The sequence below is a fragment of the Corynebacterium sp. KPL2861 genome, assembly GCF_040225475.1.
In the GTDB taxonomy this organism is placed as follows: Bacteria; Actinomycetota; Actinomycetes; order Mycobacteriales; family Mycobacteriaceae; genus Corynebacterium.
Genome location: NZ_JBEHFW010000007.1, coordinates 1 through 12,720, shown reverse-complemented (window position 1 = coordinate 12,720; position 12,720 = coordinate 1). Strand labels below are relative to the sequence as shown.

9 protein-coding genes and 1 pseudogene are annotated in these 12,720 nt (G+C 62.0%); 9 read left to right on the top strand and 1 reads right to left on the bottom strand.

Going from position 1 to position 12,720, the window contains the following annotated elements; translation table 11 throughout:
- Positions 1 to 29: 29 nt before the first annotated feature.
- The 4 genes from moaA to mobA are packed head-to-tail and all read left to right on the top strand — an operon-like array spanning position 30 to position 3,429.
- Complete coding sequence (moaA, locus tag ABRP84_RS06780; protein WP_349853109.1) at positions 30 to 1,142, top strand: GTP 3',8-cyclase MoaA; 1,113 nt, start codon at positions 30 to 32, stop codon at positions 1,140 to 1,142.
- Between the two features lie 11 nt (positions 1,143 to 1,153).
- Positions 1,154 to 2,359 (top strand): molybdopterin molybdotransferase MoeA, encoded by a 1,206-nt coding sequence (locus ABRP84_RS06775; protein WP_349853108.1) that lies wholly within the window; start codon positions 1,154 to 1,156, stop codon positions 2,357 to 2,359.
- Between the two features lie 15 nt (positions 2,360 to 2,374).
- Positions 2,375 to 2,854 (top strand): cyclic pyranopterin monophosphate synthase MoaC, encoded by a 480-nt coding sequence (gene moaC / locus ABRP84_RS06770; protein ID WP_023026346.1) that lies wholly within the window; start codon positions 2,375 to 2,377, stop codon positions 2,852 to 2,854.
- Positions 2,854 to 3,429 (top strand): molybdenum cofactor guanylyltransferase, encoded by a 576-nt coding sequence (gene mobA, locus ABRP84_RS06765; RefSeq protein WP_349853107.1) that lies wholly within the window; start codon positions 2,854 to 2,856, stop codon positions 3,427 to 3,429. The genes moaC and mobA overlap by 1 nt, the downstream gene beginning before the upstream one ends.
- 51 nt (positions 3,430 to 3,480) lie before the next feature.
- Here the strand turns inward: mobA and ABRP84_RS06760 are convergent, their stop codons facing one another.
- Positions 3,481 to 3,960, bottom strand: a complete 480-nt coding sequence (locus ABRP84_RS06760; RefSeq protein WP_349853106.1) for a molybdopterin-binding protein — start codon at positions 3,958 to 3,960, stop codon at positions 3,481 to 3,483.
- Positions 3,961 to 4,188: 228 nt separating this feature from the next.
- Here ABRP84_RS06760 and ABRP84_RS06755 point away from each other — a divergent pair, with 228 nt between their 5' ends.
- From ABRP84_RS06755 to narI, 5 genes and pseudogenes are all read left to right on the top strand, one after another.
- Positions 4,189 to 5,514, top strand: a complete 1,326-nt coding sequence (locus ABRP84_RS06755) for a nitrate/nitrite transporter (RefSeq protein ID WP_349853105.1) — start codon at positions 4,189 to 4,191, stop codon at positions 5,512 to 5,514.
- A 19-nt stretch (positions 5,515 to 5,533) separates the two neighbouring features.
- Entirely contained in the window at positions 5,534 to 9,271 is a 3,738-nt protein-coding gene (locus ABRP84_RS06750) for a nitrate reductase subunit alpha (protein WP_349853104.1), read from the top strand.
- Positions 9,271 to 10,863 (top strand): nitrate reductase subunit beta, encoded by a 1,593-nt coding sequence (gene narH, locus ABRP84_RS06745; protein ID WP_349853103.1) that lies wholly within the window; start codon positions 9,271 to 9,273, stop codon positions 10,861 to 10,863. The genes ABRP84_RS06750 and narH overlap by 1 nt, the downstream gene beginning before the upstream one ends.
- Positions 10,864 to 10,871: 8 nt before the next feature.
- Positions 10,872 to 11,699: pseudogene (gene narJ, locus ABRP84_RS06740) on the top strand (nitrate reductase molybdenum cofactor assembly chaperone).
- 10 nt (positions 11,700 to 11,709) lie between these two features.
- A complete protein-coding gene (narI, locus tag ABRP84_RS06735) occupies positions 11,710 to 12,489 on the top strand; it encodes a respiratory nitrate reductase subunit gamma (RefSeq protein ID WP_005280178.1) in 780 nt (259 codons plus the stop codon).
- Positions 12,490 to 12,720: the final 231 nt, after the last annotated feature.

Below are 12,720 nucleotides of genomic sequence, written 5' to 3'. Positions count from 1 at the left end.
CCTTGTTCCCCACTCTTAGACTGGCAGCAATGACTTCACCAACGTCTTCTTCAGCGGTCTCCCTGCCCCTGCCCACCGTGGGCCGGTCGCAGCCGCCGGAGGATTTACCTGCTGCGGCAAGCGACGGCACGCGCGCCTTGGTTGACCGCTATGGCCGCAGGGCCCGCGACCTGCGCGTATCGTTGACGGATCGCTGCAACCTGCGCTGCACGTACTGCATGCCAGCCGAAGGCTTAGAGTGGATGCCCACGCAGCAAACGCTGTCCGATGATGAGACCATCCGACTCATCCGCCTCGGCGTGGAAAAGCTCGGCATCCGCCAGGTGCGCTTTACCGGCGGCGAGCCGCTGCTGCGCAAATCCTTGGAAAAAATCATCGCCGCTACCAAGGAACTCACCACGGATGAAGGCATCGCGCCGTCGACGGCGCTGACCACCAACGGCTTGGGCTTGGAAAAGCGCGCCGCAAAGCTTGCCGCAGCAGGCCTCGACCGCATCAATATCTCGCTGGATACCATCGATCCACAGCGCTATGCCGCACTCACCCGCCGCGACCGTCTCTCCCACGTGCTCGAGGCCACCGCCGCTGCGGCCGAGGCCGGATTGAATCCCGTCAAGATCAATGCCGTGGTCATGCCCGGCGTCAATGAAGAAGATATCGTCCCGCTGGCGGACTATGCGCTGCACCAGGGCGCCCAGCTGCGCTTTATTGAGCAGATGCCGCTCGGCCCGCGGGAAAAGTGGCGCCGCGAAGACATGGTCACCGCAGATGACATCTTGCACCGGCTACAACGCCACTTTTCCATGCGCCCGGAGCGCGAGCCGCGCGGATCGGCCCCGGCCGCTTTGTGGGATGCCATCGCCCCCGACGGCACCGCCGGCAAGCTCGGCATCATCGCCTCGGTAACCCACCCCTTCTGCGGCGACTGCGACCGCACGCGGCTTACCACCGATGGTGCCGTGCGCAACTGCCTGTTTGGCAATTCCGAAACCCAGTTGCGAGATCTCATGCGCTCTGGCGCCAGCGACAAGGAGTTGATGGAGGCATGGGCCGGGGAAATGTGGACGAAGAAACCAGGCCACGGCATTGATGATGAGGGCTTTTTGCAGCCGGATCGTCCCATGTCTGCCATTGGCGGCTAATCTAATTATTTATGTCCGCATCGCGTTCCATTTCTGAGCACCTTTCCGCGGTTCTGGCACTAGCTCCGGCACCGCGCGCGGAGGCCGTTCCCGTTGGCCCCGCGCTGCAAAGCCGGGTATTAGCGGAAGATGCCACAGCGCGCTTTCCCGTCCCGCCGTTTGCCAATTCCGCCATGGATGGCTTCCTCGTCCGCGCCGCAGATATTTCGGGCGCGGGCCCAGGTCCGTGGACGCTGCCGGTTGCAGGCGATGTCCCCGCCGGAGCTACCGCCCAGGAAGTTCCCGCAGGCCATGCGGTGCGCATCATGACCGGCGCGCCCGTAGGCAATGCCACTGGCCTTCTAGTCGTCCCAGTAGAAAACACCTCTGTCCCGCCTGGTCCCACGGAGTTGCCGCGCGAGGTCACCATCACCGCCGCGCCTGCAAAAACGCACATCCGCCCCGCTGGAGAAGATATACAACACGGCACCGTCGTTGCTACTGCCGGCACCACCGCCAATGCCGCCGTTATCGCAGCGCTTATTTCCACCGGTATCTATTCCGTAAAGGCTTACCAGCGCCCGCGCATCGCGGTGATTTCTTCCGGCAATGAGCTATCCGCCTATCCGGATGAACTTGTCCCAGGGCGCCTGCCGGATTCCAATGGGCCGATGCTCGCCTCCCTCGCCCACACGGAGTCCTACTCCCACGTGGGCGACGACCCCGCGGAGTTATCCCGGCTGCTCGATGAGCTCAGCGAATCCCACGACCTCATTATTACCTCCGGCGGGGTATCGGCCGGCGCCTTCGACGTGGTGCACGGGGTGCTGGGCACGGGCGACGATTCGTGGTTCGGGCACGTTCACCAGCGGCCCGGCGCGCCGCAGGGCATCGGCACGTGGCGGGGTGTTCCAGTACTCGCGCTGCCGGGCAATCCGGTGGCGGCGTTCGTCGGTTTCCAGCTCTATGCCCGCCCGCTTATCGCAGCCTTATCGGGGCAGCCCCACCCGCGGGAGGCCGTCCAACTGCGCGCAAAGGTCGAGGTACCGCTGCCACCTGCACGCACGCGCCCCATCATCGTTCCGGTCGCCGTGAGCTTTGCGGGAAACCCCAGGATTACTGGCGCGTTAAGCCGCGGCAGCCACCGCGTGGTCTCGCTGGCCGGTACCAATGGGTATTGCATCATCGAAGGCCCCGCCCCCGCCGCGGGCGAAGAAACCACCGTCTATCTGTACTAACGAGGAGAATGTTTCATGGAGTTTACCCACCTCAATTCCGCCGGCACCGCCTACATGGTCGATGTGACCGAGAAGCAGCCGACCGTGCGCACCGCCACCGCCGAGGGCGAGGTCGCCTGCTCCCCGGAGGTCATGACCGCGCTGCGCGAGGGCACCGTGCCCAAGGGTGACGTGCTGGCGGTCGCACGCATCGCCGGCATTTCCGCGGCGAAGAAGGTCCCAGAGCTTTTGCCGCTCGCCCACACCATCGGCGTGCATGGGTGCGCGGTGGATCTCGAGCTTGCCGATGCCCACGTGAAGATCACCGCCACCGTGCGCACCGCCGACCGCACCGGCGTGGAAATGGAGGCGCTGACCGCGGTTAACGTTGCCGCCTTGGCGCTCATTGACATGGTCAAGGGCGTCGATCGTTCTGCTTTTATCCGCCGCTGTGGCATCGTGGCGAAATCGGGTGGGCGCTCCGGCGATTGGTCCAGGACCCTCCCGGAGGCTTAATGGACGGCGCGATCATTTTGGCCGGTGGACAATCGCGCCGCATGGGCGGGGCCGATAAGGCGCAGGTGCGTGCCTTTGGCCTGCGCCTGGTGGACCGCCTGCTGCGCCAGCTTCCCTATGGCATGCCGTCTATCGTTATTTCCCCGCACTACCTCGGCCTGCCGCAGGTGTGCGAGTCGCCGCTTTTCGGCGGCCCCGTAGCCGGTATCGAGGCCGGTGCGCGCGCTTTGTCGCATTGCGACCGCCTAGCGCTCTTCGCGGTCGATGCGCCCGATTCGCCGCAACTGCTGCCGCGCCTTAATGGCGCGTTGCATGCCGCGCCCACCGCCGGCGCCGCGATTACCCGCGCCGCGGATGGGTATTTACAACCCCTGTGTTCGCTATGGCATACCGCTGCGCTCTTTGAACGCTTGGGCGCGCTGCAGTCAACACGCAATGTCTCCGTGCGCAGGCTTATCTGCGGCGCCGATTTCGTCGAGGTGGCCGGCACCGGTGCCGAGCACGATTACGATACCCCTGCCGAATTGCAGGATATTCCGCCCCACCCCGCCCTTCGCGCTCACCGGCGCGGCTAAAGCAGCCACAGTCCGCCCACTCCGTGAGCGCGAAGGGAGGGTGAGGGAGAATTATTCGCCGCGGGAGCGGAAGACATCGGCAAGCAGCGGCGCAATAACCCCAAGGGCATCTGCCACGGCACCGGTGGATGAGGCGCAATTGATGATGAGGCTGCCGCCGCCGTGGTCGGTCATGCCAATGATCCCGCGGGAGAGGCCCGCCTTGGGCGAGGACCCGAGCCCGCACAGGAGCACCTGGGTCTCCAGGCCGTAGAGGCGGGCCTTGATATAGCGCTCGGTGACCTCTGGAGTCAGGTTCGTCGCCCCGATACCGGTGCCGCCAATGACCACGACGATATCGGTGCCGGTATCCAGGGCGGTGCGCAGCGCGTCGTCGACTGGCGTATAGCCCTCCGGCACGATGCTCGGTGGCGCGACATCGATGTCGTGGGTGCGCAGGATTTCTACCGCTTTCTCCCCGGCGCGGTTCGGTTTTTCCCCGGACAAAATGCGGTCCGAGCTGACGATTATCTGTGCCTTTCTTTGGGACATAAGTCTCATTCCTTTCCCACTGTGGAGTGTGGTTAATATCACATCATTCAGTTTTCGATACGAACACACTTGGGGCATGGGGCTAACCTGCGGTATCGGAATCGATCAAGAATTACGCAACATTTGTATGCCGTAATTAGATACGGATTTTACCGTTTTTATTTACCCGTTCGAGCATAGTCGCCGGTAGATTGAGGAGTTGAACGACCTACTACCTGTGAGGAAATCATGACTGCTCTTGATACCTCAGGCAAAGTCATCCAAGGTTGGGATCCAGAAGATTCCGACCACTGGGATTCCAAAATTGCCTGGCGCACACTGTGGATCTCCACATTTGTCCTTATCATTGGCTTTGCCACTTGGTACCTCGTATCGGCAATTGCTCCGCAGTTGAACCAGATTGGTTTCGACTTAACCCGCAGCCAGCTCTACTGGCTGACCGCCATCCCCGGATTGGCCTGTGGTATCTTCCGCCTCATCTTCATGTTCTTGCCGCCCATCTTGGGCACGCGCAAGCTCGTCTTCAGCTCGTCGCTGCTATTTATCATCCCCATGCTGGGTTGGTTCTTCGCGGTGCAAGACTCCTCCACCCCATACTGGTGGCTGCTGACCCTCGCCTTCCTCTCCGGCATCGGTGGCGGCGTGTTCTCCGGATTCATGCCCTCGACCGGCTACTTCTTCCCCAAGCGCCTGTCCGGTACCGCGCTGGGCATCCAGGCTGGCATCGGTAACTTCGGCATCTCCTTTATCCAGCTGGTCGCCCCATGGCTCATGGGCTTTACCCTGCTGGGCGTGGGCTTTGTCGCCCCGCAGCGCACCGATGACGGCGAAATCTTTGTCCACAACCCCGCCATCTTCCTGGTGCCGTGGGCCATCGTCGGCGCATTCCTCGCGTGGACCCTGCTCAAGGACGTTCCCGTGAAGGCGAATTTCCGCCAGCAGATGGACATCTTTGGCAATAAGAACACCTGGATTCTTACCGTCGTCTACTTCATGACCTTTGGCGCATTTTCCGGCTTCGCGGCGCAAACCGCGCTGCTTATTAACCAGATCTTCGGCGAAGGTTCCGAATTTGCCGGCACCTACGACAACCTACCTGCCGGCGCGAGCTACGCCTTCCTGGGACCACTCATCGGCGCGCTCGTCCGCGCGCTGTGGGGCCCGCTGTGCGACAAGTTCGGCGGCGCCATCTGGACCTTCATTGGCTGCCTGGGCATGACCATCTTTACCGTCGTGGCCACCTTCTTCCTCACCCCGGACGAGCCGGATGAGGTCTGGTGGTTCCTGGGCACCATGCTCATTTTCTTCTTCTTCACTGGCCTGGGCAATGCCGGCACGTTTAAGCAGATGCCCATGATTTTGCCCAAGCGCCAAGCAGGCGGCGTTATCGGTTGGACCGGTGCCATCGGCGCCTTCGGCCCGTTTGTCGCAGGTGTCTTGCTCTCCATGATGTCTGCACCGACGTTCTTCTGGGGCTGCGCCGTGTACTTTGCCATCACCACGGTGTTGGTGTGGATCTACTACGCCCGCCCCAACGCCCCATTCCCCGGATAATTAGGAGCTTTCAACCCCCATGACTGCATACTTCGCGCCCGAAAAGGGCTCTTCAAATCCGCTCTTTAAGTTCGGTGCCTACCTGCGCAAAGGCGAAGCTACCGACTCTGGTCAGCAACTTTTCTTAAAGGGCGGCCGCCAGGCAGATGTCTTCTACCGCAACCGCTGGGCCTTCGACAAGATGGTGCGCTCCACCCACGGCGTGAACTGCACCGGTTCCTGCTCGTGGAAGGTCTACGTCAAAGACGGCGTCATCACCTGGGAGTCGCAGGCGGTGGATTACCCCACCACCGGCAATGATATGCCGGAATACGAGCCGCGCGGCTGCCCGCGCGGCGCCTCATTCTCCTGGTACACCTACTCTCCTACCCGCGTGCGCTACCCGTATGCACGCGGCGTGCTGGTTGATATGTTCCGCGAGGAAAAGGCAAAGCACGGCGACTCCGTCCTGGCATGGCGCGCCATCCAGGAAGACCCCGAAAAGCGCAAGGCGTATATCTCCCAGCGCGGCAAGGGCGGGCTTATCCGCATCTCATATGAAGAGGCCATCGATATCGCCTCGGCCGCGCACGTCTACACCATCCGCAAGTACGGTCCTGACCGCATCAATGGCTTTACCGTGATCCCGGCGATGTCGCAGATTTCCTACGGCGCGGGTATGCGCTTCCTGCAGTCCATCGGTGGCGTCGCGCTCTCCTTCTACGACTGGTACGCCGACCTACCGCCGGCATCGCCGCAGACCTTCGGCGACCAGACCGACGTCCCGGAATCCGGCGACTGGTACAACTCTTCTTACCTCATGATGTGGGGCTCGAATATCCCGGTCACCCGCACCCCGGACGCCCACTTCATGGTGGAGTCGCGCTACAAGGGCACCAAAGTCGTCGTGGTCTCGCCCGACTTTGCGGATAACACCAAGTTCGCCGATGAGTGGGCCCGCATCGAGCCGGGCACGGACGCCGCGCTCGCCTTTGCCATGGGGCATGTCATCTTGAAGACCTTCCACGTGGACCGCCAGGAACCGTACTTCCTGAACTACATGCGCAAATACACCGACTCGCCCTTCCTGGTATCCCTGGAAGACCACGGCGACGGCGCATATACCCCAGGTAAGTTCCTCACCGCCTCGCAGCTTGCCGATGCCACCTTGAATTCCTCCCCCAACGCCACCCACCGTGGCCTGGTGATGGAAGAAGACGGGCGCATCGTTGACCCAGGCGGCACCGTGGCAGACCGCTGGGATAACGAAAGCGCCAAGTGGAACCTAGCATTGGACAACGCCGATCCGGTCATGTCCATCGCAGAAACCGATAGCTTTGACACCGCCGAGGTGCTCTTCCCCCGCTTTGACCTGGATACCAACCCAGAGGACGTGGGGACCGACAAGCCCATTGGCGCGGGCATCGTCCACCGCGGCGTCCCCGTCCGCGAGGTCAACAGCAAGCTGGTTACCACCGTCTTTGACATCATGCTCGCCCACTACGGCGTCGACCGCGAGGATCTCCACCTGCCGGGTAGCTGGCCGAAGGACTTCCACGATGCCAGCGAGGTCGGCACCCCCGCCTGGCAGGAAGAGCTCACGGGCGTGGCTGCCGATACCGCTATCCGCATCGGCCGCGAATTTGCACAAAACGCCGCGGATTCCAAGGGCCGCTCGCAGATCATCATGGGCGCTGGCGTCAACCACTACTTCCACGCCGATAATATCTACCGCACCTTCTTGGCGCTAACCTCCATGTGCGGCACCCAGGGCGTCAATGGCGGCGGTTGGGCACACTACGTGGGCCAGGAAAAGCTGCGCCCCATCAACGGCTGGACCCAGTGGGCCATGGCCGCCGACTGGCAACGCCCGCCGCGCCACATGATTTCCACCGGCTTCTACTACTTCGCCACAGAGCAGTACCGCTACGATAATTCGCGCGCGTCCCACTTGGGCTCGCCGCTGGCTAGCCACGGTTCCATCGGGGACAAGATGGTCTCCGATACCATGGCAGAATCCATGCGCCGCGGCTGGATGCCGGCCTACCCACAGTTCAACCGCAACTCCCTCTTCCTTGCCGATGAAGCCGATGGGGCCGGCATGGACATCAATGACTACGTGGTCCAAGAGCTAGAAAGCGGCCGCCTAGAGTTCTCCTATGACAACCCGTCTGCTGAGGAGAACTGGCCGCGCATCCTGCTCAACTGGCGCACCAACCTGCTCGGCTCGTCCGCCAAGGGCACCGAGTTCTTCCTGCGCCACCTCTTGGGCATCGACTCGGACGCTACCGCGGAAGAACTCGCCCCTGAAGACCGCCCGCGCAGCATCAAGTGGGTGGATAAGGCACCGGAGGGCAAGCTGGATCTGATGATGACCACGGACTTCCGCAATACCTCCACCACGCTGGTTTCGGACCTCATCTTCCCGGCCGCAACCTGGTACGAAAAGCACGACATGTCCTCTACTGACATGCACCCGTACCTGCACTCATTTAACGCGGCGATTAACCCGCCGTGGGAGGCCCGCTCGGACTACGAGGTCTTCCGGGACTTGGCCGCAGCCCTCTCTGATAAAGCCACCAAGTGGCTGGGCGTGCAACGCGATGTCATTACCCAGCCGAGCCACCACGACAGCCCGGACGAGCTTGGCATGCCCAACGGCATCGTCCCCGACCCCGAAGAACAGGGCCTTATCCCTGGGGTCACGATGCCAAAGCTGCACGTTGTCGAGCGCGATTACACCAAGGTCTACGAAAAGTGGGCGCACCTGGGCCCGCTTCCCGCCAAGGCCGGCACCGGCGTGCACGGCACCAAGTTCAACGTGGAAAAGCAGGTCAAAGAACTCGAGCTCATCTGTGGCACCACGGAGACCTCGATGGGCGAGCTGGTGGATCTGTCCAAGGACACCAAGGTCATCGACGCCATCCTGCACCTTTCCGGTGTCTCCAACGGCGAGCTAGCCAAGCAGGGATTTGAGTTCCTGTCCTCGCGCACCGGCAAGGATCTCACCCCGCTGGGCGCTCCCGATGAAGACGTACGCATCACGTGGGACGATATCAAGGAACGCCCGAAGGAGGTCATCACCTCCCCGGAGTGGACCGCCGATAAGCGTAATAAGCGCCGCTACACCGCCTTTTCCATCAACGTCGAGTTTGATAAGCCCTGGCACACGCTGACCGGCCGCATGCAGTACTACATCGACCACGACTGGTTCATGGATTACGGCGAATCGCTGCCGATTTTCCGCCCGCCGCTCGATCACGTCCACATGCACGGCGAATTCGCGCCGGGCACGGAATTGACCAATGACCGGGGCGAGGCCGAGGTCACCCTGCGTTACCTCACCACGCACAATAAGTGGTCCATCCACTCGCAGTACTTTGACAACCTGCACGTGCTTTCCATCTCGCGCGGTGGCCAGGTGGTCTGGATGTCCAATAAGGACGCCGAGAAAATCGGCGTCACGGACAATGACTGGGTTGAGGTATATAACCGCAACGGCGTTGTTTCCGCCCGCGCCATCGTTTCCCACCGCATCCCAGAGGGAACCATGCTGTGCAACCACGCACAGGAGCGCACCGTGGGCACGCCGATCAACGAGCACACCGGCCGCCGCGGCGGCACGCACAACTCGCTGACCCGCATTTCCATCAAACCGGTGCACATCGCTGGCGGCTATGGCCAGCTAACCTACCACTTCAACTACATCGGCCCTACCGGCAATAACCGCGATGAAGTCACCCGCGTTCGCCGCCGTTCCCAGGAGGTATCCTACTAATGAAAGTCATGGCCCAAATCTCCATGGTCATGAACTTGGACAAGTGCATTGGCTGCCACACCTGTTCAGTTACCTGTAAGCAGGCATGGACCAACCGCGAAGGCACCGAGTACATCTGGTTCAATAACGTCGAAACCCGCCCCGGCCTCGGCTACCCGCGCACCTGGGAGGACCAGGAAAAGTGGAAGGGCGGCTGGGAGCGCACGGCGTCTGGCAAGATCAAGCCCAAGGCCGGCGGGCGCCTCAAAAAGCTAGCCACCCTCTTCCACAACCCCAACCTGCCCACCATCCAGGATTACTACGAGCCCTGGACCTACCAGTACGAGGACCTCATGGGCGCCGAGGCGGGACAGAAGACCCAGCCCACCGCCAAACCGGTCTCTCAGATCGACGGCCGGGACATCGGCAAGATCGAATGGTCCTCCAACTGGGACGATAACCTGGGTGGCTCTACTGCCACGCTTGACGATGACCCCGTGCTCCACAACATGAACCTCGAGGTCAAGAAGGAAATCGAGGACTCGTTCATGTTCTACCTGCCGCGTATTTGCGAGCACTGCATGAACCCGACCTGCGTTTCCTCCTGCCCCTCTGGCGCGATGTACAAGCGCACCGAAGACGGCATCGTCCTAGTGGACCAGGACCGCTGCCGCGGCTGGCGCATGTGCGTATCCGGCTGCCCGTATAAGAAGGTCTACTTCAACCACAAGACCGGCAAGGCCGAAAAGTGCACGCTGTGCTACCCGCGCCTCGAGGTTGGCCAACCCACTGTGTGCTCCGAGACCTGTGTAGGCCGCCTGCGCTACTTGGGCGTCATCCTCTACGATGCCGACCGCGTCGCCGAGGCCGCCTCTACCGAAAATGAACAGGACCTTTTCGAGGCCCAAAAGTCGATCATGCTCGACCCCCGCGATCCGGAGGTAGTCCGCGCGGCCCAGGCCGAGGGCATCCCGCACTCCTGGATCGATGCAGCACAGCAGTCCCCGATCTACGACCTCATCTTCAAGTACGGCGTCGCATTGCCGCTGCACCCGGAGTACCGCACGCTGCCGATGGTCTGGTACATCCCGCCGCTGTCCCCCATCGTTGACAAGGTGACCGCGACCGGCAACGACGGCGAGGACCACAAGATCCTCTTCTCGGCGCTATCGAATATGCGCATTCCGCTGGAATACCTGGCTGGCCTGTTTACCGCCGGCGATACCGTCCCAGTGGAAAAGTCGTTGCGCAGGCTCGTCGCCATGCGCTCGTATATGCGCGATATCAACCTGGGCAATGAGCCGCAGGAGGAAATCGCCCAGGCAGTAGGCATGACAGGCAGGGAGATGGAAGGCATGTACCGCCTGTTGTCCATCGCTAAATACGATGACCGCTACGTCATCCCCACCGCCTCGCCCGAATCCCCGCGCGGCATTACCGACTTGGACCCGTTCGGCGATGTGGACCCGGCCAAGGCCTCCGAAGACGTCTTCCACGACCTGGGCATGGGCGCACCCGAAGCCTGCACCCACGGCGCCGAACCACAGGGCAAGGTCTCGCTACTCTCCTGGAGCGGTGACCGGCCCGATGCCATGTTCCCGCCGCGGAAGTAGGTTAAGCCGTGAATATCTTCGATAAACTCCGCAAGCGCCAGGAATCCCTGCAGCGGCAATCGGCCCCGCAGGGTGGCGATGCCCCCGTGGCTGGATTCGGAACACCCGCTGGCATCGGTTCCATGGGCGGTGCCAAGGACGTCGAAAAGACGCTGCGCACCCACACAGGTCAAGTCCCCAATGAATTTGTCACGCCGGTCGAAGTCACCGAAGACCAGCGGCGAATCGTCGCCATGGCCGTGTCCGTGCTGCTGAATTACCCCGGCGAAGATATCTTTGACCGCCTCTCCGCGGTCGAAGACCAAGTAGATGACCTACCGCTGGCCATCGCCACCGACTTCATCAACTTCGCCGAATGGGCCCGCAGCATCGGCCCCCGCGGCTTGGAAGAACACTACGTCGAGACCTTTGACCAGCGCCGACGCTGCGCGCTGTACCTGTCCTACTTCGCCGTCGGCGATACCCGCCAGCGCGGAATGGCCATTTTGTCCTTCCGCCAGCAATTGGAGTCGCTCGGCTTCGAGATTTCGGATGAAGAACTACCCGATCACCTCTGCGTGGTCCTCGAAGCCCTCGCCATGAGCGAGGGGTAAACCCACGAGCGCGCCGTTGAATTGGTGGCCAGCTACCGCGAAGGAATCGAGGTGCTGCGCGCGGCCCTCGCTCGCGAGCGTTCGCCGTATGTCAGCTTGATCGTCGCGCTGTGCAAGGCCCTTCCAGAAGTCGATTCTGATACCGCGCAAAAGTACGTCGATCTCATCCGCACCGGCCCACCCGCCGAGATGGTCGGCATTGCAGACCTTCCCTTCCCCACTACCCAACCAGACCTCGTCTAGGAGCCACATTATGTTTGATAACTTCCTCTGGGGTGCCTTCCCGTGGTTAGCCATCGCGGCGTTCTTCGTGGGCATCTTCTGGCGGTGGCGTTCCGACCAATTCGGTTGGACCACCCACTCCTCCCAAATCTATGAATCCAAGCTGCTGCGTTTATCCTCGCCGCTCTTCCACTGGGGCATGGTCTTCGTCGTCATCGGCCACCTGATGGGCTTGGCATTCCCCAAGTCTTGGACCCAGGCCGTTGGCATCAGCGATCACGCCTACCACCTCCTGGCCACCATTCCAGGCTCCATTGCCGCGCTGGCGGTTCTGCTGGGCTTTGCCGGTTTGCTGTACCGCAGGCTAAAGAACCGCTCCGTGTTCTTGTCCACATCCACCTCGGACAAGGTCATGTACGCGCTGCTCGGCCTCGCGCTGGTATCGGGTTCCTTTGCCACCTTTACCCTGCAGCTTTTTGACCTCGCCGGCACCGGTGGGTACGACTACCGCGAAACCATCTCCCCGTGGCTGCGCCAGCTGTTGATCTTCAACATCCAGCCCGACCTCATGGCCAGTGCCCCATGGCAATTTAAGGTCCACGTCCTCTGCGGTTTCACCATCATCGCCGTGTGGCCCTTTACCCGCCTCGTCCACGCATTCTCGGCACCGGTTGGCTACGTCACCCGCCCCTACGTGGTGTACCGCTCCCGCGATGAACGCACCACCCCGATGCGCTCCAATACCGCGTGGGAGCCTATCCGCTCCAACCGGAAGCAATTGGAGGGAGAAACCCCTGGCCACGGTGCCTAGGTAGTTCCTCGGTCCTTTTCACCACCGCGCGTCGTCCAGTATTTGGATGGCCCGCGGTGGTTTCCTTTTGTCTACAACTACTCCTGCGCTACCCATGCGCACCCGCGCCCCCACCCACCCTTCGCGCTCACCGGGAAAGCAGTGTGCCCGTGAAATCACCACCCAGTGAGCGCCAAGGGAGGTGGCCAATAAAGAACCCCCGACCTTCGCGCTCACGGTAAGAGGTGGAAC